Genomic DNA, 26,757 nt, shown 5'->3' with positions numbered 1-26,757 from the left:
ATGCGGCGCTCGCGCTTCACACCGCCGCCCGCCGGGAGTCTTTCGACACGCTCATGAGCGAAACACACGTCACTTCATCCGCATCCGCCGCAACGTCCAGCGGCCTTGTAGCCAGCCCCTTCCGGGTCGCCGCGCTGCAGATGGTCAGCTCGCCGGATCGCGATCGCAATCTCGCCGACGCAGAGCGCCTGATCGCCGAAGCCGCCGCCGACGGCGCGCAACTCGTGCTGCTCCCCGAGTATTTCTGTTTCATGGGCTTCAAGGACACCGACAAGCTCGCCGTGCGCGAGCCACATCAGGACGGCCCGATCCAACGCTTTCTCGCCGACGCCGCGCGCCGCCACCAGATCTGGGTGATCGGCGGCACCCTGCCGCTGAACGCACCGGAGCCGTCGCGCGTACTGAACACGACGCTGGTGTTCGACCCGAACGGCAACGAGGCCGCGCGCTACGACAAGATCCACCTGTTCAGCTTCGAAAAGGGCGAAGAATCGTTCGACGAAGCGCGCACGATTCGACCCGGCACCTCGGTGCAAAGCTTCGAGGCGCCATTCGGCCGGGTCGGCCTGTCGGTCTGCTACGATCTGCGCTTTCCCGAGCTGTACCGGCGCATGGGCGACTGCGCGCTGATCGTGGTGCCGTCGGCGTTTACCTACACGACCGGCCGCGCGCATTGGGAGCTGCTGCTGCGCACTCGCGCGATCGAAAACCAGTGCTACGTGCTCGCCGCGGCGCAAGGCGGCAAACATGAAAACGGCCGCCGCACCTGGGGCCACAGCATGCTGATCGACCCGTGGGGCGAGATCGTCGCGGTGCGCGACGAGGGCGCCGGCGTGGTCGCGGGCAACCTCGAACGCGCGCGCATCGACGAAGTGCGGCAGAGCCTGCCGGCATGGCGTCATCGCGTGCTGACCTGAAACCGACATTGAAACTGCGGCGCCTGCCACGCATATAGCGACGCAGGCGCTCCCCGACCCCTTCGTATCGAGCAGAACATACTTCGCATGAACATCATCGAACCCGGTATCCGTAATCTCGCCGCCGCCAAGGACATCCTCCTCACGCCCTATGGTCTCGACGAATCGCTGCTCACGCGCACGCTCGCCGAAATCTTCACGCACCGCGTCGACTACGCGGACCTGTACTTCCAGACCACCCGCAGCGAAGCGTGGAGTCTCGAGGAAGGCATCGTAAAGTCGGGCAGCTTCAGCATCGATCAGGGTGTCGGCGTGCGCGCCGTGTCGGGCGACCGCACCGCGTTCGCCTACTCGGACGACCTGTCGCCCGAAGCGATCCGCCAGGCGGCCATCGCCACGCGCGCGATCGCCAAGGCAGGCGGCGGCAAGCAGAAGATCAAGGTGGCGTCGTCGCTGACCGGCATCGCCGGGCGCGATCTGTACCTGCCGTCCGACCCGCTGCATTCGCTCGACGCCACCGCCAAGGTCAAGCTGCTCGAGCGCATCGAGCAGATGGCGCGCGGCCGCGACCCGCGCATCCAGCAGGTGATGGCGGGCCTCGCCGGCGAATACGACGTGGTGCTGGTCGCGCGCAGCGACGGCGGCTTCGCGGCCGACATCCGGCCGCTCGTGCGTGTCTCGGTGACGGTGATCGCCGAGCAGAACGGCCGCCGCGAAATCGGCAGCGGCGGCGGCGGCGGGCGTTTCGACTACGGCTATTTCACCGATGAAGTGCTGTCGCGCTATGTCGACGACGCGGTGCACGCCGCTCTCGTCAATCTCGACGCGCGTCCGGCGCCGGCCGGCGCGATGACCGTCGTGCTCGGGCCGGGCTGGCCCGGCGTGCTGCTGCACGAGGCGATCGGCCACGGGCTCGAGGGCGACTTCAACCGCAAAGGGTCGTCGGCATTCGCGGGACGCATCGGCGAGCAGGTCGCCGCGAAGGGCGTCACCGTGGTCGACGACGGCACGCTGCCGAATCGTCGCGGCTCGCTCAATATCGACGACGAAGGTAATCCGACCCAGTGCACGACGCTGATCGAGGACGGCATCCTGAAGGGCTACATCCAGGACACGCTGAACGCGCGTCTGATGAAGATGCCGGTCACCGGCAACGCACGGCGCGAATCGTACGCGGCGCTGCCGATGCCGCGCATGACCAACACGTACATGCTGAACGGCGACAAGGACCCGCAAGAAATCCTCGCGTCCGTGAAGAACGGCCTGTATGCGGTGAACTTCGGCGGCGGTCAGGTCGACATCACGAACGGCAAATTCGTGTTCTCGGCCTCCGAGGCGTACATGATCGAGAACGGCAAGATCACGTATCCGGTCAAGGGAGCGACGCTGATCGGCAGCGGACCGGAATCGCTGAAGTACGTCACGATGATCGGCAACGACATGAAGCTCGATTCGGGCGTGGGCGTGTGTGGCAAGGAAGGCCAGAGCGTGCCGGTGGGCGTCGGTCAACCGACGCTGCGCATCGAGCGGATGACGGTCGGCGGCACAGCCTGATTTCGTCACGGATGCACACTTCGCGCACGCAAGGCGCGAAGTGTGCGGGTTTTCCGCATTTTTCGACGCCCCAGCTTGTCAGCCGAGCCTGTACCGGGTTATAAACTCACTCACCCTTTTTGACCAGCGACGCATTCACTTCGCCATGTCCGCCAAGTTTTATTTTTACTTTTTTTGGTATCTCAGACCGCTGGCGGATCGAGAGGGGTGTTAGTGCACGCAGGACACCGAGAATTCCCGAAAAACCGCCAGCTAGCCTGGCGGTTTTTTTTCGTCTCACGCTTTTCGATACCTGACTGACATTTTGTCGTTGACCATTTTTTGATCGTCGTCCGCTCTGGCCTCGCTGTTTGATCACTGACTGATCGCCCCCGTTGCCCGCGCGAACACGCTACGAACCGATTCAGGAGAACAACATGCCCCCGCACAATACCGATGATGTCCGCATCCGCGAATTGAAGGAACTCACGCCGCCCGCTCACCTGATCCGCGAATTTGCCTGCGACGAGACGGTTTCCAACGTGATCTACGACTCGCGCACCGCGATGCATCGCATTCTGCACGGCATGGACGATCGTCTGATCGTCGTGATCGGCCCGTGCTCGATTCACGATCCGAAGGCCGCGATCGAATACGCGGGGCGTCTGATCGAGCAGCGCAAGCGCTTTGCCGGCGAACTCGAAGTCGTGATGCGCGTGTACTTCGAAAAGCCACGTACGACGGTGGGTTGGAAGGGTCTCATCAACGACCCGCATATGGACAACAGCTTCAAGATCAACGAAGGTCTGCGCACCGCGCGCGAGCTGCTTCTGCGCATCAACGAACTCGGCCTGCCGGCCGGCACCGAGTACCTCGACATGATCAGCCCGCAGTACATCGCGGATCTGATCTCCTGGGGTGCCATCGGCGCGCGCACGACCGAATCGCAGGTGCACCGGGAGCTGGCTTCGGGACTGTCGTGCCCGGTCGGCTTCAAGAACGGCACGGACGGCAACGTGAAGATCGCCGTCGACGCGATCAAGGCCGCCTCGCAGCCGCACCATTTCCTGTCGGTCACGAAGGGCGGCCACTCGGCGATCGTATCGACCGCGGGCAACGAGGACTGCCACGTGATTCTGCGCGGCGGCAAAACGCCGAACTACGACGCCGACAACGTCAACGCGGCCTGCGCGGACATCGGCAAGGCGGGTCTCGCCGCGCGTCTGATGATCGATGCGAGCCACGCGAACAGTTCGAAGAAGCACGAAAACCAGATTCCGGTGTGCGCGGACATCGGCCGTCAGATCGCCGCGGGTGACGAGCGGATCGTCGGCGTGATGGTGGAGTCGCACCTCGTCGCGGGTCGCCAGGATCTGCAGGAAGGCTGCGAGCTCACATACGGCCAGAGCATTACCGATGCGTGTATCGGCTGGGACGAGAGCGTCGCGGTGCTCGAAGGCCTTGCCGAAGCGGTCAGGCAACGGCGCGTCGCGCGCGGCAGCGGCAACTGAACGCCTGCCCCGCCACCACGGCGGGGGCTTGTCAGCCGTCCGTAGAAAAAACCTCGGTTCAATTTCGAACCGGGGTTTTTTATTGGCCATTCGGACGAATGGTACTCAGCCTGCTGCCTCGATATCGTCATAGCTCGTTGCCTGGTCGATTACACGCTTGACCAGGCTGGAGAATGCGTATAAGATTTTATACATGAGGTGGCGATGGAGCAGGAAAAAGAGATTCGCTGGTTAGGCTCCAGCTACCGTGATTTGCTCGCTTTTCCCAACGAAGCGCGTCGTCTCGCAGGGTTTCAGCTTCACAAGATTCAGTCAGGACTCGACCCTGACGACTGGAAACCGTTCGAGTCTATCGGCGCGGGAACGCGCGAAATTCGCATCAGAGACGAGGACGGCATTTTTCGCGTGATGTACGTCACCAAATACGCCGAAGCGCTGTACGTGCTGCATTGCTTTCAGAAGAAAACGCAGAGGCTCGGACCGCACGACAGAAGAATTGCCGAAACGCGCTACCGCGCCATCACCCATTACAGGACCACCCAGCCATGACGATCGACACCAACATTCGTCACGTAACGCGAGCCGGCGCGAACGTGTTCCTCGAACTCGGTTTTTCCGCCGATGAAGCGAAGCGCCTTCACGCGGCGTCGCAAAAGCAGATCAACGACACGCGGCTGCTCAAGGAACAGCTGATGACCGAGCTGTCCACGTGGATCGAACAGCATCATCTGAAGCAGGCCGAGGCGGCCGAAATCCTGATGGTGTCGCGCCCGCGCGTGTCCGACGTCGTCAACAAGAAAACCACCAAGTTCACGATCGACACGCTCGTGGAAATGCTGAGCCGCATCGGCAAGCCGGTCACGCTCGCCGTCGGTTGAGCCTCGGCTCGTGCGAAGCACCGTGCGTGTCCATGCGCACATGTGCGTCGCCATTCAAGGCGCGCCGCGATCGTGCTGCCACAGCACGTCGGTGCCGCCGTCCGCGCGATTGAGCACGCGCGCCAGTACGAACAGCAGATCGGACAGCCGGTTCACGTACTGACGTGGCGCCGCGTTCAGCGCCTCGTGTTCGCCAAGCGCGACGATCGCCCGCTCCGCGCGGCGGCAAACGGTACGGCACACATGCGCGAGCGCGGCCGCGCGCGAACCGCCCGGCAGAATGAATTCCTTCAGCGGCGGCAGCGTGGCGTTGTAGTCGGCGAGCCAGCCGTCGAGCTGCGCGAGATGCTGTTCGGTAATCATCGTGTGACCGGGAATGCACAGCTCGCCGCCCAGATCGAACAGGTCGTGCTGGATTGCGACCAGCGCCGCGCGTACGTTCTCGGGCAGGTTCTCGCACAACAGCACGCCGAGATTCGAATTGAGTTCGTCGACGTCGCCAATCGCGGCGATACGCGCGCTGTCCTTGCGCACGCGGCGGCCGTCGCCGAGACCGGTGGTGCCGTCGTCGCCGGTGCGAGTGGCGATCTTGCTGAGGCGATTGCCCATGACGTCTCCCATGTATTAGTGACGATGCTGCGAACTGGTTTGTCCATATTGCACGCATCGCGAAATCGCCGCCATTATATGAGCGGAAGCCGGCCCAGCGCTGCCCGGCGGGCGAACGGCGTAAAATGAAACACTTGCTGCAAACAGACCGTTATCTAAAGAAACTTTCATGGGACCGGAGCAAGCGCCGTAGCGCTAACTCCGGTCGACACAGGAGACATGCGTGAACCATCCCGTGCCGCCGGCGCCGCTACGCCGGCCGTTTCCCGCCGAATTGCTGAACCAGCTCAAAGCCGCTTTCGGCGATCGGGTTTCCGTTGCCGAAGCCGTGCGTGCGCATCACGGCCGCGACGAATCACCGTTCGATCCGCAACTGCCTGACGCCGTCGTGTTCGCGCGTACAAGCGAAGACGTGCAAACCGCCGTCAAGCTGTGCGGCCAGTACGACGTGCCGATCATTCCGTACGGCAATGGCTCGTCGCTCGAAGGACATCTGCTTGCCGTGCAAGGCGGCGTGTCGATCGATCTGTCGGAAATGAACCGGGTGTTGTCGATCAACGCCGAAGACCTGACCGTCACCGTCGAGCCCGGCATCTCGCGCAAGCAACTGAACGAAGCGCTGCGCGACACCGGTCTGTTCTTCCCGATCGACCCCGGCGCGGACGCGAGCATCGGCGGGATGTCGGCAACCCGCGCGTCGGGTACCAACGCCGTGCGCTACGGCACGATGCGCGAGAACGTGCTCGGCCTGACGGTCGTGCTCGCCGATGGCCGCGTGATCAAGACCGGCTCGCGCGCGCGCAAATCGTCGGCGGGGTACGACCTCACGCGCCTGTTCGTCGGCTCGGAAGGCACGCTCGGCGTGATAACGGAAATCACGCTGCGCCTCTATCCGCAGCCGGAGGCGGTGTCGGCCGCGGTGTGCAGGTTCCCGTCGATGGGCGATGCGGTGCGCGCGGTCATCGAGACGATCCAGATCGGCGTGCCGATCGCGCGTGTCGAGTTCGTCGATTCACTTGCGATCCGCTCGATCAATCGCCATTCGAATCTGACACTGCGCGAGGCGCCCACATTGTTCTTCGAATTTCACGGCACCGAGGCCGGCGTCAAGGAACAGGCCGAACTCGTGCAGGAAATCGCCGCACAGAATGCCGGTGAAGGCTTCGAATGGGCGACGCGCCCCGAAGACCGCAGCCGTCTGTGGAACGCGCGTCACAACGCGTATTTCGCGATGCTGCAACTGAAGCCCGGCTCGCGCGCGGTCACCACCGACGTCTGCGTGCCGATCTCGCGTCTCGCGGAGTGTGTGGTCGAAACGGAGCAGGATCTGTTGGCGTCGCCGCTGCCCTGCCCGATCGTCGGCCATGTCGGCGACGGAAACTTCCACGTCGCGATCCTGATCGACCCGGACAAGCCCGAAGAACTCGAGGAAGCCGAGCGCCTGAACCATCGCATCGTGCAGCGCGCGCTGCGGATGGACGGCACCTGCACCGGCGAGCATGGCATCGGCCTGCACAAGATGGGCTTTCTGCTCGAGGAGCACGGCGACGTCGCGGTCGACACGATGCGCTCCATCAAGCACGCGCTAGACCCTCGCAATCTGATGAACCCGGGCAAGATTTTCTCCTGGGCGGCGGCCTGATCGACACTGCGCATGCCGGCCGCGGCAAACCGCTGACGCGCCCGGCGGCAACCGCGCCAAGCTGAACACGCAAGTGATGCGAAGCAGGCAGCACGAAACAGCCGGCTCGAACCAGCAAGCCGGACCGGCGCAAGCCACGAGGAGACAACTCACATGAACGCACCCGCTGAACTGTCGGCCGAAGTCCTCGCGCAGCGTCAGCGCGCAGTCGTGCAGGCGCTGATGGCCGTGTTGCCGACCCACTGTCTGCTGTATCGCGAAGAAGACACCGTCGCGTACGAATGCGACGGACTCGCCGCGTACCGGCGTTTGCCGCTCGCGGTCGTGTTGCCGGAAACCGAATCGCAGGTGCAGCGCATCGTGCAGATCTGCCATCGCCTCGAGGTGCCCATCGTGCCGCGTGGCGCGGGCACCGGGCTGTCCGGCGGCGCGATGCCGATTCGGCACGGCGTGGTGGTATCGCTCGCGCGCTTTCGCAAGATCGTCGAAGTCGACTCGTACGCGCGCATCGCGACCGTGCAGCCGGGCGTGCGCAATCTGGCGATCTCCGAAGCCGCGGCGCCGTATGGTCTTTACTATGCGCCGGATCCGTCGTCGCAGATTGCCTGCACGATCGGTGGCAACGTGTCGGAGAATTCGGGCGGCGTGCATTGCCTGAAGTACGGCCTCACCGTGCACAACGTGCTGCGCGTGCGCGCGGTCACGATGGAAGGCGAGATCGTCGAATTCGGCTCGCTCGCGCCCGACGCGCCGGGGCTCGATCTGCTCGCGGTGCTGATTGGCAGCGAGGGCATGTTCGCGATCGTCACCGAGGTCACCGTCAAGCTGATCCCGAAGCCGCAAACCGCGCAGGTCATCATGGCCAGCTTCGACGACGTCGTCAAAGGCGGCGACGCCGTTGCGGGCATCATCGCGGCGGGCATCATTCCGGCCGGCCTCGAGATGATGGACAAGCCCGCCACGCGCGCGGTCGAGGAGTTCGTCAACGCCGGCTACGACCTCGACGCGGCGGCGATCCTGCTGTGCGAATCGGACGGCACGCCCGAGGAAGTCGCGGCCGAGATCGTGCGCATGACCGCGGTGCTGCGCGAGCACGGCGCGACCCGTATCCAGATTTCACGCACGGAAGCCGAGCGCCTGCGCTTCTGGTCCGGGCGCAAGAACGCGTTTCCGGCCGCCGGCCGCATTTCGCCGGACTACTACTGCATGGACGGTACCGTGCCGCGCCGCAGTATCGGGCCGCTGCTCGCGCGCATCGAGGAGATGGAGAAGACCTACCAGTTGCGCTGCATCAACGTATTCCATGCCGGCGACGGCAACATGCACCCGCTGATCCTGTTCAACGGCAACGACCAGGACGAGTGGCATCGCGCCGAGTTGTTCGGTTGCGACATCCTCGAAGCTTGCGTCGAGCTGGGCGGCACGGTGACGGGCGAGCATGGGGTCGGCATCGAGAAGATCAATTCGATGTGCGTGCAGTTCTCGCCCGAAGAGCGCGACACGTTCCACGCGGTCAAGCGAGCATTCGACGCGCCCGGCCTGTTGAACCCCGACAAGGGCATCCCGACGCGGGCGCGCTGTGCCGAATACGGCAAGATGCACGTGCGCGGCGGGCTGCTGCCTCATCCCGAGCTGCCGCGCTTCTAGCGGCTGGCGTTTGCAGCGCGCATCCACCGTTCGCCGCGCCCGCGCCGATGCTGGCGCGGCTTGCGCGGCGCTTTGCGCCCTCTCCTCCAGACCGATGCCGCGCCCCGTCATGCGGGTGCGCTCCGGCTTGCCAGCGAGCCGCCGCCCGGTACAATCAAACCAAACACAACGAGCAGGCCACCATGGAAGAGGACGACATCGTCGCCGTATGGTCCGAACGCGTGCGGTCGGCCAGCGCCGAGGGACGCGCGGTGCGCATCCGCGGCGGCGGCACCAAAGACTGGTATGGCCAGACGCTGGAAGGTGAGATCCTCGACACGCGCGCTTATCGCGGCATCATCGCGTACGATCCGGCCGAGCTCGTGATCACCGCGCGCGCGGGGACACCGCTGCTGGAAATCGAAGCCGCGCTCGCCGAGCACAACCAGATGCTGCCGTTCGAGCCGCCGCACTTCGGGCCGCAGGCCACCTTCGGCGGCTGCATTGCCGCTGGCATTTCGGGGCCGCGCAGGCCGGCCGTCGGCGCCGCGCGCGACTTCGTGCTCGGCGCCGTCGTGATGAACGGCCAGGGGCAGGTGCTGCACTTCGGCGGCCAGGTCGTCAAGAACGTCGCGGGTTACGACGTGTCGCGGCTGCTCGCGGGCTCGCTCGGCACGCTCGGGCTGATCCTCGAGCTGTCGGTCAAAGTGCTGCCGCGGCCGCAGGTCGAAGCCACGCTGAAGTTCGACATGAACGGCACCGACGCGGTACGCAAGCTCAACGAATGGGGCGGCCGGCCCCTGCCGATCACCGCGAGCGCATGGCGCAACGGCACGCTCGCGGTGCGCCTGGGCGGCGCGGAAGCCGCGGTCAAGGCAGCGCGCACCGGGCTCGGCGGCGAAGTCGTCGATGCGGTCGAAGCTGAACGCTTCTGGGCCGGCCTGCGCGAACAGACCGATTCGTTTTTCGCGGGCATTCCGCCGAAGGCCGCGCTGTGGCGTCTCGCGCTACCGTCGATCACCGAGCCGCTGCAACTGCCCGGCGCGCAACTGATGGAATGGGGCGGCGGCCAGCGCTGGTGGATCACCGACACCGACGCGCAAACCGTGCGCATCAGCGCGAAACAGGCCGGCGGCCACGCGACCATCTTCCGCAGCGGCCACGGCTACGACCGCAGCGCCGGCGTTTTCACACCGCTGCCCGCGCCGCTGATGAAAATCCATCGCGGCCTCAAACATGCATTCGACCCGGCCCGCATCTTCAACCGCGGCCGTCTCTACTCCGACTTCTGAGCGACGCGATGCAAACCAACCTCGCGGACTTCATTCGTAATACGCCCGATGGCAACGAAGCGGACGCCATCCTGCGCAAATGCGTGCATTGCGGTTTTTGCACCGCCACCTGCCCGACCTACCAGCTGCTTGGCGACGAGCTCGACGGCCCGCGCGGGCGCATCTATCTGATCAAGCAGATGGTCGAAGGCGCGCCGGTCACGCGCAGCACGCAGGTTCACCTCGACCGCTGCCTGACCTGCCGCAATTGCGAATCGACCTGCCCGTCGGGCGTGCAATATGGGCGGCTCGTCGAAATCGGCCGCAAGCTCACCGAAGAGAAAGTCACGCGTCCGCTCAATCAGCGGCTGATGCGGCGCCTGCTCGCGAGCGTGCTGCCGAACAGCGCGATCTTCACGCCGGCGATGCGGCTGGGTCAGCACGTGCGCGGCCTGCTGCCGAAGAAGCTGCGCGACAAGGTGCCCGCGCGCCAGCACCCGCTCGAATGGCCGAGCGCAAAACACGAACGCAAGGTGCTGATGCTCGCGGGCTGCGTGCAACCGTCGATGATGCCGAACGTCAACATCGCGACCGCGCGCGTGTTCGATGCGCTCGGCATCGAAACGCTGATCGCGCCCGACGCCGGCTGCTGCGGCGCGATCCGCCTGCACCTCGGCTACCACGACGAAGCGCTCGACGACCTGCGCGCGAATATCGACGCATGGTGGCCCTACGTCGAACAGGGCGTTGAAGCGATCGTGATGAACGCGTCGGGCTGCGGCGCGACGGTCAAGGAATACGCGCACCTGCTGCGCCTCGATCCGAACTATGCCGAGAAGGCGCGCCGCATCGTCGAATTGACGCGCGACGTCTCCGAGATCCTGCCCGAGTTCGAAGAACAGCTCGTCGCCATCACGCGCCGCCGCTCGGTACACACGGTCGCATTTCATCCACCCTGCACGCTGCAGCATGGCCAGCAGATCCGCGGCAAGGTCGAGCAACTGCTTGGCGCGCTCGGCGTCGAAGTGCGCCTGCCCGCCGACAGCCATCTGTGCTGCGGCTCGGCCGGCACCTACTCGCTGCTGCAGCCGCGCCTGTCGTACGCGTTGCGCGACCAGAAGCTCGAGCGTTTGCAGGCGCAGGAGCCGCAGGTGATCGTGTCGGCGAACGTCGGTTGCATCGCGCATCTGCAAAGCGGTACGTCGACGCCCGTCGCGCACTGGATCGAATTGGTCGAGCACATGCTGTCCGTATAATCGGGGCATCGTCTTCGCTGAACACCGGTTCGTTCCATGTCCGATCTGCCTCACAATCTCGCCGACGTGCACGAGCGCATCGCCAGGGCCGCGCAAGCGGCCCACCGCGACGCGCAGTCCGTGGTGCTGCTCGCGGTCTCCAAGACGTTTCCCGCCGATGCCGTGCGCGCCGCTCATGCGGCCGGTCAGCGCGCATTCGGCGAGAATTACGTGCAGGAAGCGCTCGACAAGATCCAGACACTTGCCGATCTGCGCGCGTCGCTCGAATGGCATTTCATCGGGCCGCTGCAATCGAACAAGACGCGGCCCGTCGCCGAACATTTCGACTGGGTACATTCGGTCGATCGGCTGAAGATCGCGCAGCGGCTGTCGGAGCAGCGCCCGGACAACCTGCCGCCGCTCAACGTGTGCCTGCAGGTCAACGCCAGCGGTGAAGCGTCGAAGAGTGGCGTCACCATCGCCGAGGCGGCCGCTATCGCGCAGCAGATCGCCGCGCTGCCGAAGCTGAAGCTGCGCGGATTGATGTCGATTCCCGAACCGGGCGGCGATCTCGCAGAACAACGCGCGCCGCATCGCCAATTGCGCGAGCTGCTCGAGCGCTTGCGTAACGACGGGCTCGCGCTCGATACGCTGTCGATGGGCATGTCGGCCGATCTCGAAGCAGCCGTGCTCGAAGGCGCGACGATCGTGCGCGTCGGCACCGCGATCTTCGGCGCACGCGATTATTCGCGCTGAGCATTTCCACGGGCCTTGCGCGATCCTGGCTGCGCGAAGCCCTCACCGCATCTCATCTGAACCTACCCGGACCATCATGAAAATTGCGTTTATCGGCGGCGGCAACATGGCCGCGGCGTTGATCGGCGGCCTCATCAAGCGGGGCGTCGCGCCCGCGGACCTGTACGCGGTCGATCCGAACGAAGACGCGCGCCAGCGCAACGAGCAGCAATTCGGCATCCGCACCGGCGCGGCCGCCGACGTCACGCTCGCCGACTACGACGCGGTCGTGCTCGCGGTGAAGCCGCAGATCCTGAAGAGCGTCGCCGGGACGCTGGCGCCGCATCTGCGCGCGTCGCAACTCGTCGTCAGCATCGTCGCGGGCATTCGGATCGGCGACATGTCGCGCTGGCTCGCTGGCCACAATCGCATCGTGCGCGTGATGCCGAATACGCCGGCGCTGATCGGCAGGGGCGTCACGGGTCTCGTCGCCAGCGGCGGCGTCGACGAAGCGGGCCGCGCGCTCGCGTCGCAGGTGCTCGGCGCGGTCGGCGAAACCGTCTGGTTCGACGACGAAGCGAAGATCGACGCGGTCACCGCGATCTCGGGCAGCGGGCCGGCCTACGTCTTCTATTTCATCGAAGCGCTGCAGGAAGCCGCGCGCCAGCTCGGTATGGACGAAGCGCAGGGCCGCGCGCTGGCGGTCGCGACCTTTACGGGCGCCGCGCAACTCGCGGCCAATTCCGACGAGCCGCCGAGCGTGCTGCGCGAGCGCGTGACATCCAAAGGCGGCACGACCGCGGCAGCGCTCGCCTCGTTCGAAGCGAGCGGCATCAAGGACGCGATCGTGCGCGGCGCACTGGCCGCCGACGCGCGGGCGCGCGAGATGGGCGACGAGTTCGGCAAGCAGTAACGCGAACCGGCGTCGAAAAGAAGCAGCGGAAACAGACACGCCGTAGCGCGACTGTCCTTCTTCTCATCAGGACAGGCGCCTACGGCGTGTAGAAACGCAGCGGTCTGAAGCCAGAAAAGCGCTGACGCGAATTAAAACGAAGCCACCACGTAATGCGCGGCGATCCCCGCGAACAACGCGCCGCCGAGCCAGTTGTTGTGACGGAACGCGGCAAAGCACGGCATGCGCTCGCGATGGCGGATCAGCGTGTAGTGATAGATCGCGCAACCCACCGCGACCGCCCAGCCGATCCAGTACAGCGGACCAAACCCGAGCGTCACGCCGATGCCGACGTAAATCCCGAGCGTCACCGCATAGCACAGCATGACCGCGGCCACGTCGAAACGGCCGAACGTCAGCGCCGACGTCCGGATGCCGATCTTGATGTCGTCGTCGCGATCGACCATCGCGTATTCGGTGTCGTACGCAACGGCCCAGAAGATATTCGCGACCAGCATCACCCACGCGAGCAGCGGCACGTGATCCTGCACAGCGGCGAACGCCATCGGAATACCGAAGCCGAACGCGATGCCCAGATACGCCTGCGGAATCGCGAAGAAGCGCTTCATGAACGGATACGTGCCGGCGACGAACAGCGCGACCACTGACAACTCCTTGGTCAATGCATTGAGCGGCTGAATCAGTAGAAACGCGACCAGCGACAGCACGGTTGCCAGCCCGACCGCTTCCCACGCATTGATCTTGCCGGACGTGATCGGCCGGTTCTCGGTGCGCTTCACGTGACGGTCGAAATCGCGGTCCGCGTAGTCGTTGATCGCGCAGCCGGCCGAGCGCATCAGCACCGTGCCGAGCGTGAAGATCACCAGCAATTGCCACGACGGATGACCGCCGGACGCGATCCACAGTGCGTTGAGCGTCGGCCACAGCAGCAGCAGGCTGCCGATCGGCTTGTCCATGCGCACGAGGCGCAGGTACAGGGGAAGTCGGGCGAACATGGGACGAATTCGGTGAAGTGCGAACACGATGCGCCTATTTTACGGGAAGCGCACGGCGGCCCAGGATTCGCGCGGCCGCGTATCGAAGTGCCACGCGCTCGAATCTGTGCGTCGTGCGGCAGCGGCGCAAAAAACAAAGCCTCCCGTGCAGGGAGGCTTGTGCGCTCTTTACACGGCGCGCGCGATGCCGGCGCCGGCATCGGACTTGACTCGACCGGCTCAGCTGCGCCAAATCAGGCGAGCAGCGAGCGCAGCATCCATGCGGTCTTTTCGTGTGTCTGCATGCGTTGCGTGAGCAGGTCGGCGGTCGGCTCGTCGTTGGCGGCTTCCGTCGACGGGAAAATCGCGCGCGCGGTGCGCACCACGGCTTCCTGACCTTCGACCAGCTGACGGATCATGTCTTCCGCGGCCGGCACGCCGTCCGCTTCGGGGATCGACGACAGCTTCGCGAAATCCTTGTAGCTGCCCGGCGCATGCACACCCAATGCACGGATGCGTTCGGCGATCGAGTCGACCGCGAGCGCGAGTTCGTTGTACTGCGTTTCGAACATCAGGTGCAGCGTATTGAACATCGGACCCGTGACGTTCCAGTGGAAGTTGTGGGTCTTCAGGTACAGCGTGTAGGTGTCGGCGAGCAGACGCGACAGCCCTTCGGCGATCTTCTTGCGATCCTTGTCGCTGATCCCGATGTTGACGTGCTGTACTGCTGCGGCGGCTTCTTTCTTGGCCATGATGACTCCTTTGAAGAGTGATACGAACCGGTCGGCAGATGACGGTCAGCGAAAACACGAATAAAACGTACGACAGTGTAGCGTGGATGCCGCAAGGTTTGCGCAACGCGTGCCCGAGAGCCTTGCTGCGCAGCCATTCTGGCGGTACTGCGCTCAGCCTCCCAGCGCGTGTTGCAACGCCTGCGCGGCGATTACCGCAAAGCCGCTCGCGACGATCGCAAAGCCCAGCGCCTTGCGAAATATCAACGCCTGCCATTGCGCCTGCATGCTCGGCGCGGCGGCCCGACCGCCAATGCTCGCCATCATCATCCGAATCATGATCGTACTCCGGGTTCGTCTCGTGACGGACCGCAGCAATGCGCCGCGCCGTCGATTGCTTTGCCACTGCTTCGCCATCCGCCGCGTCTATGACGCCTAGCGGTTCCTGCCTTCCCGCAACGCGGCGAGCGCCGCGATCACACCTTCCGCGTAAGCCGGATCGGCGCGGCGGAAATGCTCGATCTGACGCGCGACGATCTCCTGCGGCACGCCGTCGATATGTCGCGCGATATTGCCGAACAGACGCTCACGTTGCGCGTCGTCGAACAGCGCGAACAGCATGCGCGGCTGCGTGTAGTAGTCGTCGTCCTCGCGATGCTCGTAACGCGCGACCGCGCCCGCCGCGAGCGGCGGCTCGGACGCGTTCGCGTCCTGCACGAAGTCGCCGAAGCGATTCGGCTCGTAATTCACGTTGCCGCCGCGATTGCCGTCGGTGCGCATCGCGCCATCGCGATGAAACGAATGCGGGTTCGGCACGCGCGGCGCATTCACCGGAATCTGGTGATGATTGATGCCGAGCCGGTAACGCTGCGTATCGCCGTACGAGAACAGTCGCCCCTGCAACAGACGGTCCGGCGAAAATCCGATGCCCGGCACCACGTTCGCCGGCGTGAACGCCGCCTGCTCGACGTCCGCGAAATAGTTCGCCGCGTTGCGATTCAGTTCGAGCGTGCCGACGTCGATCAACGGATAGTCCTTCTGCGACCACACCTTCGTGATGTCGAACGGATTGAAGCGGTAGTTCGCCGCATCCGCTTCCGGCATCACCTGAATTGCGAAGCGCCACTTCGGAAAGTTGCCCGCGTCGATGCTGTTCACCAGATCGCGCTGCGCGCTTTCGCGGTCATTGGCGACTACCTGCGCGGCATCGGCGTCGGTGAAGTTCTCGATGCCTTGCAGCGACTTGAAATGGAACTTGACCCAGAAACGCTCGTTGCTCGCGTTAATGAACGAGTACGTGTGCGAGCCGAAGCCGTGCATCTGCCGGTAGTTCTTCGGAATGCCGCGATCGCTCATCAGAATCGTCACCTGATGCAGCGACTCCGGATGACTCGACCAGAAGTCCCACGCGGCGACGTTGCTGCGCAGATTCGTGTACGGATCACGCTTCTGCGTATGAATGAAGTCCGGAAACTTGAGCGGATCGCGAATGAAGAACACCGGCGTGTTGTTGCCGACCACGTCCCAGTTGCCTTCCTCGGTGTAGAACTTGATCGAGAAGCCGCGCACGTCGCGCTCGGCGTCGGCCGCGCCACGCTCGCCGGCCACCGTCGAAAAGCGCATGAAAAGCGGCGTTTCCTGGCCGACCTGCGCGAACACCTTCGCCTTCGTGTAGCGCGAAATGTCGTGCGTCACCGTCAGCGTGCCGAACGCGCCCGAGCCCTTCGCGTGAACGCGCCGCTCGGGAATCACTTCGCGATCGAAGTGCGCGAGCTTTTCGAGCAGCCAGACGTCCTGCAGCACCACGGGGCCACGCGGGCCGGCGGTCATCGAGTTCTGGTTATCGGCGACGGGCGCGCCGGCGGCATTGGTGAGCTTACGTTCGGACATGGGCACTCCTGCGTGGTTTCTATCGAATCGGGGGGAAAGCATGCGGCATCCGTGCGCGACGGACGCCGTCACGGGTAGGCACGTCAGGCGGCCAGCACCCGGTCGGCCAGCAACGACACGGCGACCGTACGGATACTCGGCGCGGCGGCCGTCGTGGCCGGTTGCGCGGGAAAAGCGTGGATGGGCTGTGAAGGCGCTTGCATGGTGTTTTCCTCCTGGCTTGTCTCGCGCCCCGACTCGGAGTCTGGGCGCTGAGCCTTATCGAATAAGGGGATCGGGCGATCCGTGGAGGAAACTATAGCAACATCTATCGAATATTCGTATTTGATTAATTTAATCTATTCGATAGGGCTTGCGCCCTTTTTGCGGCAGGCCGCACCGGTGTCCGGCGCGGCTGCGGATGATGGCGAGTCAGTTGACGGCGGCGGGCAGATCGAGCTTTTTGACGCCCGGCAGGTCGCACGCGGCGACTGCGTCGCAGATCGCGTCGATCGCGGGCATGCGCGTGAAGCTCTTGCGCCATGCCAGCACGACGCGGCGATCGGGCACCGGCTCGTCGAACGCGACATAGCTGAGCAGGCCCGCGTCGATACCGCCCGCATGTGGCTTGACCTCGTGCACCGACATGCGCGGCAGCACGGTAATGCCGACGCCGCTTGCGACCATATGACGAATCGTTTCGAGCGACGAGCCCTCGAAGGTCTTCTGGATGCCGTCGGCGTTCTGCGAAAAGCGCATCAGTTCAGGACACACGCCGAGCACGTGATCGCGGAAGCAGTGGCCGCTGCCGAGCAGCAGCATGGTTTCCTGCTTCAGGTCGTCGGGGTCGATCTTCGGGCGGCTTTCCCATGCGTGGCCGGACGGCAGCGCGACCACGAACGGCTCGTCGTACAGCGGACGCAGCATCAGCCCGGTTTCGGGAAACGGCAGCGCCATGATCGCCACGTCGATTTCGCCCTGCTTGAGCAGCTCGATCAGCTTCAGCGTGTAGTTTTCCTGCAGCATCAGCGGCATTTGCGGCACGCGCTGGATCATCTGCTTCACGAGCGTCGGCAGCAGGTACGGCCCGATCGTGTAGATCACGCCGAGGCGCAGCGGACCCAGCAGCGGGTCCTTGCCCTGCTTGGCGATTTCCTTGATCGCGAGCGTCTGCTCGAGCACGCGTTGCGCCTGCGTAACGATCTGTTCGCCGATCGGCGTCACGCTGACCTCGCTGGTGCCGCGCTCGAAAATCTGCACGTTCAGCTCGTCTTCGAGCTTCTTGATGGCGACGGACAGCGTGGGCTGGCTGACGAAACACGCTTCGGCGGCACGGCCGAAGTGCCGCTCGCGGGCCACCGCCACGATATATTTCAATTCGGTGAGCGTCATTCGGGGATCAATCAGTCTGATGGATTCGATAGGTTCTAGTTATACACCTATAGGGTCGGTTCGCCAACTTTTTAGCCGTTGTGCTTGCGGCGGGGACGGCGCTCAGGCCTTCAGATACTGCTCGCGCGCGCCGAGCCAGCGCGCCAGATGCTGAATGACCACGTCCGGATATTGGTCGAGCAGCGTCGCGGCGGCTTCGCGCGCCGGCTCGATCAGGTGCTGATCGTTCTGCAGGTCGGCGAAACGCAGCATCGCGGCGCCTGACTGGCGCGCGCCGAGGAACTCGCCAGGCCCGCGGATTTCGAGGTCGCGGCGGGCGATCTCGAAGCCGTCGGTGGTTTCGCGCATCGTTTGCAGGCGCGCGCGGGCGGTCATCGACAGCGGTCCGGTGTAGAGCAGCACGCAGACCGACGCGGCGCTGCCGCGCCCCACGCGTCCGCGCAACTGATGCAGCTGCGCGAGACCGAAGCGCTCCGCATGCTCGATCACCATCAACGATGCGTTCGGCACGTCGACGCCGACTTCGATCACCGTGGTCGCGACCAGCAGCTGGATCTCGTTGCGCGAGAACGCGTCCATCACCGTGGCCTTTTCGGCGGGCGCGAGGCGCCCGTGCACCAGCCCGACCTTCAGCTCGGGCAGCGCGGCCACCAGCGTCTCGTAGGTCTCGACCGCGGTTTGCAACTGCAGGGTCTCGCTTTCCTCGATCAGCGGACACACCCAGTACACCTGGCGCCCCGTCAACGCCGCCTCGCGCACGCGGCCGATCACCTCTTCGCGGCGCGCGTCGGACACGAGCTTCGTGAGGATCGGGGTGCGGCCGGGCGGCAGTTCGTCGATCGTGGAGACGTCGAGGTCCGCGTAGTAGGTCATGGCGAGTGTGCGCGGAATCGGCGTCGCGGACATCATGAGTTGATGCGGCTGGAAGTCGGCCGCGCCGTCGGCGGCGCCCTGCGCCTTCGCGCGCAACGCGAGCCGTTGCGCGACGCCGAAGCGATGCTGCTCGTCGACGATCACGAGTCCGAGGCGCGCGAACTCGACCGCGTCCTGGATGATCGCGTGCGTGCCGATCACGAGCTGCGCGGTGCCGAGCGCGGCCGCTTCGATCGCGGCGCGCTTCTCCTTCGTCTTCAGACTGCCCGCGAGCCACGCGACATTCACGCCGAGCGGCTCGAGCCAGCCGCGCAATTTGCGCGCGTGCTGCTCGGTGAGAATTTCGGTCGGCGCCATCAGCGCGGCCTGGTAGCCGGCGTCGATCGCCTGCGCGGCGGCCAGCGCCGCGACGATCGTCTTGCCGCTGCCGACGTCGCCCTGCAACAGCCGCTGCATCGGATGCGGCTGAGTCAGATCGAGCGCGATCTCGCCGCCGACGCGCTGCTGCGCGGCCGTCAGCGAAAACGGCAGCGCCTTCAGCAGCCGCGCGACCAGCGCCGACTCGTCGCCGAGCTTGCGGCGCGGCATGGCCGGCGCGGCGCGCGTGCGCCGCTCGTCGTGCGCGCGCTTCAGCGACATCTGCTGCGCGAGCAGCTCCTCGAACTTGATGCGCACCCAGGCCGGATGCGTGCCGTCGATCAGCGCCGTTTCGTCCGACTGCGGGCCCGGATGATGCAGCGTGCGCACCGCGTCCATCAGCGCCGGCACGCCGAGCGGTTCGAGAAACGCGCGCGCGACCGGCGCGGGCAGCAACTCCGGCAGCGACGTGCGCGCGAGCGCGTTGTCGATCGCCTTGCGCAGATACGCCTGCGACACGCCCGCCGTGCTCGGATAGACCGGCGTCAGCGCCTGCGGCAGCGGCGTGTCTTCATCGACGACGCGCACGGTCGGATGCACCATCTCCATGCCGAAGAAGCCGCCCCGCACGTCGCCGCGCACGCGCAGGCGCGCGCCGGGCGCCATCTGCTTGACCTGCGAGCCGTAGAAATTCAGAAAGCGCAGCACGAGTTCGTCGCCGTCGGCGTCGCGCAGCTTCACGAGCAGCTGCCGGCGCGGGCGATAGGCGATCTCATTGTCGAACACCATGCCTTCGGTTTGCGCGATGCCGCCGGGCAGCAAGTGACCGATCGGCGTCAGCGAGGTTTCGTCTTCGTAGCGCATCGGCAGATGCAGCACGAGGTCGATGTCGCGTGTGAGGCCGAGTTTGGCGAGCTTGTCGGCGGTTTTGACCGGGGCTTTGGCGGCGGCTTTTGCCGCGCCTTTGGTTTTGGCGGCGGGTTTGTCGTCGCTCGCGTGGTCGGCGGCGAATTGATCCGGCGGGTCGCCCGCGTGGCCGCCGGGCTTGTCGCCGTCGCGCCCGGCATCGTGGCCAGCGGCCATCATGCCGCCTTGTGCGCCCGCTTGCGCCGCATCCCGCTCCCCCGCCTCCGCCCGCGCACCGCGGCGCCGCGGTTCGGCGCCCGCTTCGAGGGTGGCAACGGACGATCGGCGGTCGGACAAAGGCATAGGCTGCTTCGCAAGTACAATATCGGGTGCTGTCGAAAAGAAGTCGTGCCGCCCTTCGCGCGTCCAGCGTAGGCAGGATGCGGCACAAAGCGCGCGGGCCGCTTCGGCGTCCCGCCATCATAGCCGCCCGGCTCCGGCTTCGGCTCAATTCAGTCCCAAATCAGTCCCAACCTGCTTCCAGTCGTTCGCATGTTTACGCTTTCCGATTTCGATTTCGATCTGCCGCCCGAGCTGATCGCGCAAGTCGCGCTGCCCGAGCGCAGCGCAAGCCGTCTGCTCGACGTGGACGCCGCAGGCGCCGCCGACGGCGCCGCGCGCCTGATCGACCGCCGCTTCACCGAACTGCCCGAGTGCCTCGCGCCGGGCGATCTGCTCGTCTTCAACGATACCAAAGTGCTGAAGGCGCGCTTCTTCGGCCAGAAGTCGAGCGGCGGCAAGATCGAAGTGCTGGTCGAGCGCCTGACTGGCGAGCGCAGCGCGCTCGCGCAGATCCGGGCGAGCAAGAGCCCGCAGGCGGGCACGACGATCCGTCTCGCGGATGCGTTCGACGTCACCGTCGGCGAGCGCGTCGATCAGTTCTACACGCTGCATTTCCCCGACGACTGCCTGACGCTGATCGAGCAGTACGGCCGTCTGCCGCTGCCGCCGTACATCGAGCACGACCCCGACGCGACCGACGAAACCCGCTATCAGACCGTATTCGCGCAGAACCCGGGCGCGGTCGCCGCGCCGACCGCCGGCCTGCACTTCGACGACACGCTGCTCGCCCGCCTCGACGCCCTCGGCATCGACCGCGCGACGCTGACGCTGCACGTCGGCGCGGGCACGTTTCAGCCGGTGCGCGTCGAAAACATCGCCGAGCACAAGATGCACAGCGAGTGGTATCACCTGCCGCAAGCGCTCGCGGACAAGATCGCCGCGACCAAAGCGCGCGGCAACCGCGTGATCGCGGTCGGCACGACCTCAATGCGCGCGCTCGAAGCCGCCGCGCGCGACGCCGAAGCCGCCGGCCATCCGCTCGGCGCGGCGAGCGCGGAAACCGACATCTTCATCACGCCGGGCTACCGGTTCCGCGTGGTCGACCGGCTGGTCACGAACTTCCATTTGCCGAAATCTACGCTGCTGATGCTGGTGTCGGCGTTCGCGGGCGTCGAGACGATTCGCGCCGCGTACCGTCATGCGATCGACGAGCGCTATCGTTTTTTCAGCTACGGTGACGCGATGCTGCTCACACGGCGCGATGCATGAGCCGGTTCGAGCACTGCTTCAGCGTATTGGCAGTTTTCCTAGCCGCCGCGATCCCTCGTGGCGGTTTTCATTGATTGCGCCGGACTGTTTTCCGGTCGCCTAGGAGTGATCCCCATGACCCTTGGTCATCCCTCGCAACAGCCTGCCCACGAGCGCCCCGAGAACGGCCTCAAATTCGAACTGCTCGGCACCGACGGCCTCGCGCGCCGCGGCCGCGTCACGCTCAATCACGGCGTGGTGGAGACGCCGATCTTCATGCCGGTCGGCACCTACGGCACCGTGAAGGCGGTCCAGCCGCGCGAGCTCGACGAAATGCGCGCGCAGATCATCCTCGGCAATACGTTTCACCTGTGGCTGCGACCCGGCCTCGAATCCATCGAGGCGCACGGCGGCCTGCACGGCTTCATGGGCTGGAAGAAGCCGATCCTGACCGACTCGGGCGGCTTCCAGGTGTTCTCGCTCGGCGATCTGCGCAAGATCACCGAGGACGGCGTCACGTTCGCGTCGCCGATCAACGGCGACCGGCTGTTCCTGTCGCCGGAAGTGTCGATGCAGATCCAGAAGGTGCTGAACTCGGACATCGTGATGCAGTTCGACGAATGCACGCCGTACGCGACCAACAACATCCCGACCTCGCACAAGGAAGCCGCCGAATCGATGCGCATGTCGATGCGCTGGGCGCAACGCTCGATCGACGAATTCGAGCGCCTCGGCAATCCGAATGCACTATTCGGCATCGTGCAGGGCGGCATGTTCGAGGATCTGCGCGACGAGTCGCTCGCCGGCCTCGCGGAGAAGAACTTCCACGGCCTCGCGATCGGCGGTCTGTCGGTCGGCGAGCCGAAGGAAGACATGATGCGGATCCTGAACCACATCGGCCCCAAGCTGCCGGCCGACAAGCCGCACTACCTGATGGGCGTCGGCACGCCGGAAGACCTGGTGGCCGGCGTCGCGGCCGGCGTCGACATGTTCGACTGCGTGATGCCCACGCGCAACGCGCGCAACGGCTGGCTCTTCACGCGTTTCGGCGACATCAAGATCCGCAACGCGACGCACAGGAACTCGCTGCGCCCGCTCGACGAGCAATGCGGCTGCTACACCTGCCGCAACTTCACGCGCGGCTATCTGCACCACCTGCATCGCGTCGGCGAAATTCTCGGCGCGCAGCTGAACACGATCCACAACCTGCATTACTACCTGGAACTGATGCAGGAAATGCGCGATGCGATCGAGGCGAAACTGTTCGACGCGTTCCGCAAGCGTTTCCACGAAGACCGCGCGCGCGGCGTCGAACCGTCGTCCTGACGGCCCGCCACATGGATTGCGCATGCCGCACGCGGACAACTTACAATTGACTTTCGCCGGCCGCTGAATTTGCCCCGAATCGGACCTTTAAACGGTTGATCCCAAAGCCGATTCGCCGCGCCGGCGCGCGTGTGGCCGGTGGTAGAATAATCGGCTGATTTTTTTGATCGTTTGACTGATAACGGAGAGACCAACGTGTCGTTCATTTCCAATGCCTTCGCGCAAGGCGCAGCAGCAGGTGGTATCGAATCGAACCTGATGAGCTTCCTGCCGCTGATCCTGATGTTCGGCGTGCTGTACTTCATCATGATTCGCCCGCAAATGAAGCGTCAGAAGGAACATCGCAACATGCTCGCAGCGATGGCCAGGGGCGATGAAGTCGTGACGAACGGCGGCATCGTCGGCAAGGTGACGAAGGTGGGCGAAGCCTACGTCGGCATCGAAATCTCGGAAGGCACGGAAGTCACCGTGCAAAAGGCGTCGGTCACGACAATTCTCCCGAAGGGCACGATCAAGTCGCTGTAAGGCCTGCACTCCCCGCGTCCGGTGCGGCCTCGCCGGCGGTTCAGGCAGTTCGCTGAACGGCCCGCGCTCATCGCCGGACGCATCGCATCCAAGCCAACCTTCCCGTTGGACCACTCATGAATCGCTACCCCCTCTGGAAATACGCCGTGATGCTGGTGGCTCTGGTCATCGGCCTCGTGTACACGCTGCCCAATCTGTACGGCGAAGCGCCGGCGGTGCAGGTGTCGAGCGGCAAAGCCACGGTCAGACTCGACGCCGCCACGCTAGCGTCGATCGAAGCCGCGCTCGCGGCCAATCACATCAAGCCGACCGCAATCACGTTCGACAACTCGCAGAACAACGCGAACATCCGCGTGCGCCTGACGAACACGGACACGCAGTTGCGCGTGAAAGACCTGCTGCAGAAGTCGCTCAATAGCGACCCGAACGATCCGCAGTACGTCGTCGCACTGAACCTGCAAAGCGCGTCGCCGACCTGGATGACCGCGCTGCGCGCGCTGCCGATGTACCTCGGTCTCGACCTGCGCGGCGGTGTGCACTTCCTGCTGCAGGTCGACATGGCCGGCGCGCTGAACAAGAAGCTCGACTCGGACGCCTCGGACGTGCGCACGCTGCTGCGCGACAACAACGTGCGCGACGGCGGCGTGAATCGCGTGAACCAGTCGGTGGTGGTGAATCTGGCCGACCAGGCCACGGCGGACGCGGCACTCAAGCTGCTCGGCCGCAGCGTCAGCGAACTGCAGTGGGCGTCGCAGCCGAACACCGGCGCGGACGGCGGCGTGCAGCTCGTCGGCACCTTTACGCCGGCCGTGCAGCGCGAGGTGCAGGACGCCGCGCTCAAGCAGAACATCACGACGCTGCATAACCGCGTGAACGAACTCGGCGTGGCCGAGCCGGTGATCCAGCAACAGGGCACGGACCGCATCGTGGTCGAGCTGCCGGGCGTGCAGGACACCGCGAAGGCGAAGGACATCATCGGCCGTACGGCGACGCTCGAAGCGCGCCTCGCCGACCCGGTCAACACGCATCCGAACCCGAACGACCCGGTGCCGCCGGGCGATGAACTCTTCACGCAAGGCAACCAGACGCCGGTGCTGCTGCGCAAGCAGGTGATCTTCACCGGCGACCGCATCATCGACGCGTCGGCGGGCTTCGACGAGCATCAGCGTCCGTCGGTCAATATCCGTCTCGACTCGGCCGGCGGCCGCGCGGTGCGCGCGGTATCGCGTGACAACATCGGCAAGCCAATGGCGATGGTGCTGTTCGAGCACGGCAAGGGCGAAGTGCTGACCGTCGCAACGATTCAGTCGGAACTGGGCGACCGCTTCCAGATCACCGGCCAGCCGACCCCGCAAGCGGCCGCCGACCTCGCGCTGCTGCTGCGCGCCGGTTCGCTCGCCGCGCCGATGGAAATCATCGAGGAACGCACGATCGGCCCGAGCCTCGGCGCCGACAATATCAAGAAGGGCTTCCACTCGGTCGTGTGGGGCTTCGCGGCGATCGCCGTGTTCATGAGCGCGTACTACATGCTGTTCGGCGTGATCTCAGTGATCGGCCTGTCCGTGAACCTGCTGCTGCTGGTCGCGGTGCTGTCGATGCTGCAGGCCACGCTCACGCTGCCGGGTATCGCCGCTATCGCGCTCGCGCTCGGTATGGCGATCGACTCTAACGTGCTGATCAACGAGCGCGTGCGCGAGGAACTGCGCCACGGCGCGCCGCCGCAACTGGCCATCCAGAACGGCTACGCGCATGCATGGGCGACGATTCTCGACTCGAACGTGACCACGCTGATCGCCGGCCTCGCGCTGCTCGCGTTCGGCTCCGGTCCGGTGCGCGGCTTCGCGATCGTCCACTGTATCGGCATTCTGACGTCGATGTTCTCGGCGGTGTTCTTCTCGCGCGGCCTGGTCAACTTCTGGTACGGCGGCAAGAAGAAGCTGAAGTCGCTGTCCATCGGCCAGGTGTGGCGTCCGCAAGCGGCGGCGGCAGGCTCGGCCGCGTATGCCGGCAACACCCTCGGCGGCAGCGACGCCGCGACTGACACCGCGCAGGCCATCGCCACGGCGAAGGCGAAAGCGAAGGCAAGCTCGAAGGCACCGGCCGCGGCCGGCGCGCAGGGTCGCTCGAAGCCGACCGTGCGTCGCCGCAATGCGCCGGGCACGCCGACGTCGAATGACTCGACGCGGCAAAAACCGGGTTCATCCCGCTGAGTCCCGGAGAACAAGACCATGGAATTTTTCCGTTTCCGTAAAGACATTCCGTTCATGCAGCGCGCGTTGATCTTCAACGCGATCTCGCTGATCACCTTCCTCGCCGCCGTGTTCTTCCTCGTGCATCGCGGGCTGCATCTGTCGGTGGAATTCACCGGCGGTACCGTGATCGAGGTGCAGTATCCGGGCGCGGTGCCGCTCGACCCGGTGCGTAACACGCTCGGCAAGCTCGGCTATGCCGACGCGCAGGTGCAGAACTTCGGCACCTCGCGCGACGTACTGATCCGTCTGCCGCTGAAGACGGGCTACACGTCCGCGCAGCAGAGCGACCAGGTGATGGGCGCGCTGAAGGCCGACACGCCGGAAGTGCAGTTGCAGCGCGTCGAGTTCGTCGGTCCACAGGTCGGCAAGGAGCTCGCCACCGACGGTCTGCTCGCGCTCGCCTGCGTGGTGGCCGGCATCGTGATCTACCTGTCGTTCCGCTTCGAATGGAAGTACGCGATCGCCGGCGTGATCGCCAACCTGCACGACGTCGTCATCATTCTCGGCTTCTTCGCGTTCTTCCAGTGGGAGTTCTCGCTGTCGGTGCTGGCCGCGGTGCTCGCGGTGCTCGGCTATTCGGTCAACGAGTCGGTCGTTATCTTCGACCGGATTCGCGAAACCTTCCGCCGCGAACGCAAGATGACCGTGATCGAAGTGATCAACCACGCAATCACCAGCACGATGTCGCGAACCGTCATCACGCACGGCTGTACGCAGATGATGGTGCTGTCGATGTTCCTGTTCGGCGGCCCGACGCTGCACTACTTCGCGCTCGCGCTGACGGTCGGTATTCTGTTCGGTATCTACTCGTCGGTGTTCGTCGCCGCGGCTCTTGCCATGTGGTTCGGCGTCAAGCGCGAAGACCTGATCAAGGACAAGAAGGAACGCGTCGATCCGGACGATCCGAACGCGGGCGCCCAGGTTTGATGCGCGCGTAACCGCTGAGGATGCGCACAATAAAAAAGGCCGGTTCTGTCGAACCGGCCTTTTGCGTTTACATACGCCGTCGTTACCGCCTCGTTCCCAGGGCCTGTTCACGCTAATAACGGGCTTGCGCTGGCCGCCAGAAGGGCCGAGCGCAAGGATTGCGACGCAACGAATACTCGACGTATTCGCAAGGAGCATGACGCGGCGATCGGCCCTTCTGGCGGC

General features: G+C 65.1%; 23 protein-coding genes. 16 read left to right on the top strand and 7 right to left on the bottom strand.

The features are described from left to right. The first annotated feature begins 53 nt into the window (after nt 1–53). From F6X39_RS19915 to F6X39_RS19895, 5 genes are all read left to right on the top strand, one after another. Nucleotides 54–917, top strand: coding sequence for a carbon-nitrogen hydrolase family protein (locus F6X39_RS19915; protein ID WP_187617832.1), 864 nt, complete (start codon nt 54–56; stop codon nt 915–917). Between the two features lie 87 nt (nt 918–1,004). Beyond that, nucleotides 1,005–2,471, top strand: a complete 1,467-nt coding sequence (gene tldD, locus F6X39_RS19910; protein ID WP_018419472.1) for a metalloprotease TldD — start codon at nt 1,005–1,007, stop codon at nt 2,469–2,471. Between the two features lie 416 nt (nt 2,472–2,887). Continuing rightward, on the top strand, nt 2,888–3,961 hold the full coding sequence (gene aroG, locus F6X39_RS19905) for a 3-deoxy-7-phosphoheptulonate synthase AroG (protein ID WP_090805593.1): 1,074 nt from the start codon (nt 2,888–2,890) through the stop codon (nt 3,959–3,961). A 204-nt stretch (nt 3,962–4,165) separates the two neighbouring features. Then, nucleotides 4,166–4,510: a type II toxin-antitoxin system RelE/ParE family toxin gene (locus tag F6X39_RS19900; RefSeq protein WP_184055553.1), complete on the top strand. Its 345-nt coding sequence runs from the start codon at nt 4,166–4,168 to the stop codon at nt 4,508–4,510. Further along, nucleotides 4,507–4,839 carry a helix-turn-helix domain-containing protein gene (locus F6X39_RS19895; RefSeq protein WP_090803102.1) on the top strand — a complete coding sequence of 111 codons (333 nt, stop codon included), beginning with the start codon at nt 4,507–4,509 and terminating at the stop codon, nt 4,837–4,839. Before F6X39_RS19900 ends, F6X39_RS19895 begins: the two co-directional genes overlap by 4 nt. A 54-nt stretch (nt 4,840–4,893) precedes the next feature. On the opposite strand, the gene F6X39_RS19890 is transcribed toward F6X39_RS19895, so the two are convergent. Then, nucleotides 4,894–5,448, bottom strand: coding sequence for a cob(I)yrinic acid a,c-diamide adenosyltransferase (locus tag F6X39_RS19890; protein WP_090803100.1), 555 nt, complete (start codon nt 5,446–5,448; stop codon nt 4,894–4,896). Between the two features lie 223 nt (nt 5,449–5,671). Between F6X39_RS19890 and F6X39_RS19885 the strand changes: the two genes are divergently transcribed. The 6 genes from F6X39_RS19885 (at nt 5,672) to proC (ending at nt 12,870) form a co-directional block, all read left to right on the top strand. Beyond that, entirely contained in the window at nt 5,672–7,090 is a 1,419-nt protein-coding gene (locus tag F6X39_RS19885; protein ID WP_187617831.1) for an FAD-linked oxidase C-terminal domain-containing protein, read from the top strand. Between the two features lie 153 nt (nt 7,091–7,243). Beyond that, nucleotides 7,244–8,737, top strand: a complete 1,494-nt coding sequence (locus F6X39_RS19880; protein ID WP_187617830.1) for an FAD-linked oxidase C-terminal domain-containing protein — start codon at nt 7,244–7,246, stop codon at nt 8,735–8,737. A 182-nt stretch (nt 8,738–8,919) separates the two neighbouring features. Beyond that, nucleotides 8,920–10,008, top strand: a complete 1,089-nt coding sequence (gene glcE / locus F6X39_RS19875) for a glycolate oxidase subunit GlcE (RefSeq protein ID WP_184067268.1) — start codon at nt 8,920–8,922, stop codon at nt 10,006–10,008. Nucleotides 10,009–10,016: 8 nt separating this feature from the next. Beyond that, nucleotides 10,017–11,243, top strand: coding sequence for a glycolate oxidase subunit GlcF (gene glcF / locus F6X39_RS19870; RefSeq protein ID WP_187617829.1), 1,227 nt, complete (start codon nt 10,017–10,019; stop codon nt 11,241–11,243). Nucleotides 11,244–11,279: 36 nt separating this feature from the next. Continuing rightward, nucleotides 11,280–11,978: a YggS family pyridoxal phosphate-dependent enzyme gene (locus F6X39_RS19865; RefSeq protein ID WP_187617828.1), complete on the top strand. Its 699-nt coding sequence runs from the start codon at nt 11,280–11,282 to the stop codon at nt 11,976–11,978. A 76-nt stretch (nt 11,979–12,054) separates the two neighbouring features. Continuing rightward, complete coding sequence (gene proC, locus F6X39_RS19860) at nt 12,055–12,870, top strand: pyrroline-5-carboxylate reductase (protein ID WP_187617827.1); 816 nt, start codon at nt 12,055–12,057, stop codon at nt 12,868–12,870. 131 nt (nt 12,871–13,001) lie between these two features. Here proC and ubiA read toward each other — a convergent pair whose 3' ends face one another. The 6 genes from ubiA to recG form a co-directional block, all read right to left on the bottom strand. Further along, a complete protein-coding gene (ubiA, locus tag F6X39_RS19855; RefSeq protein WP_187617826.1) occupies nt 13,002–13,865 on the bottom strand; it encodes a 4-hydroxybenzoate octaprenyltransferase in 864 nt (287 codons plus the stop codon). A gap of 233 nt (nt 13,866–14,098) precedes the next feature. Then, nucleotides 14,099–14,596: a Dps family protein gene (locus F6X39_RS19850; RefSeq protein ID WP_184034504.1), complete on the bottom strand. Its 498-nt coding sequence runs from the start codon at nt 14,594–14,596 to the stop codon at nt 14,099–14,101. 153 nt (nt 14,597–14,749) lie between these two features. After that, nucleotides 14,750–14,914 (bottom strand): hypothetical protein, encoded by a 165-nt coding sequence (locus F6X39_RS19845; RefSeq protein WP_187617825.1) that lies wholly within the window; start codon nt 14,912–14,914, stop codon nt 14,750–14,752. Between the two features lie 96 nt (nt 14,915–15,010). Beyond that, a complete protein-coding gene (locus F6X39_RS19840) occupies nt 15,011–16,465 on the bottom strand; it encodes a catalase (protein ID WP_090803086.1) in 1,455 nt (484 codons plus the stop codon). 411 nt (nt 16,466–16,876) lie between these two features. Next, the gene (locus F6X39_RS19835; RefSeq protein WP_184067250.1) at nt 16,877–17,836 is read right to left on the bottom strand and encodes a LysR substrate-binding domain-containing protein; all 960 of its coding nucleotides are present in this window, start codon (nt 17,834–17,836) and stop codon (nt 16,877–16,879) included. A gap of 102 nt (nt 17,837–17,938) precedes the next feature. After that, nucleotides 17,939–20,275 carry an ATP-dependent DNA helicase RecG gene (recG, locus tag F6X39_RS19830; protein WP_187617824.1) on the bottom strand — a complete coding sequence of 779 codons (2,337 nt, stop codon included), beginning with the start codon at nt 20,273–20,275 and terminating at the stop codon, nt 17,939–17,941. A gap of 189 nt (nt 20,276–20,464) precedes the next feature. Between recG and queA the strand changes: the two genes are divergently transcribed. From queA to secF, 5 genes are all read left to right on the top strand, one after another. Continuing rightward, complete coding sequence (gene queA / locus F6X39_RS19825; protein ID WP_184034518.1) at nt 20,465–21,523, top strand: tRNA preQ1(34) S-adenosylmethionine ribosyltransferase-isomerase QueA; 1,059 nt, start codon at nt 20,465–20,467, stop codon at nt 21,521–21,523. Between the two features lie 114 nt (nt 21,524–21,637). Next, a complete protein-coding gene (gene tgt, locus F6X39_RS19820) occupies nt 21,638–22,828 on the top strand; it encodes a tRNA guanosine(34) transglycosylase Tgt (protein WP_187617823.1) in 1,191 nt (396 codons plus the stop codon). A 195-nt stretch (nt 22,829–23,023) separates the two neighbouring features. Continuing rightward, nucleotides 23,024–23,353 (top strand): preprotein translocase subunit YajC, encoded by a 330-nt coding sequence (gene yajC / locus F6X39_RS19815; RefSeq protein WP_184034524.1) that lies wholly within the window; start codon nt 23,024–23,026, stop codon nt 23,351–23,353. A 116-nt stretch (nt 23,354–23,469) separates the two neighbouring features. Further along, on the top strand, nt 23,470–25,563 hold the full coding sequence (gene secD / locus F6X39_RS19810) for a protein translocase subunit SecD (protein WP_187617822.1): 2,094 nt from the start codon (nt 23,470–23,472) through the stop codon (nt 25,561–25,563). Nucleotides 25,564–25,581: 18 nt separating this feature from the next. Beyond that, the gene (gene secF / locus F6X39_RS19805; RefSeq protein WP_090803074.1) at nt 25,582–26,532 is read left to right on the top strand and encodes a protein translocase subunit SecF; all 951 of its coding nucleotides are present in this window, start codon (nt 25,582–25,584) and stop codon (nt 26,530–26,532) included. Nucleotides 26,533–26,757: the final 225 nt, after the last annotated feature.

Origin of the sequence: Paraburkholderia sp. UCT2, assembly GCF_014397665.1 — a bacterium.
Classification (GTDB): domain Bacteria; phylum Pseudomonadota; class Gammaproteobacteria; order Burkholderiales; family Burkholderiaceae; genus Paraburkholderia; species Paraburkholderia tuberum.
Note: the sequence above shows the minus strand (reverse complement) of the source record. Positions and strands in the feature narration are given on the sequence as shown.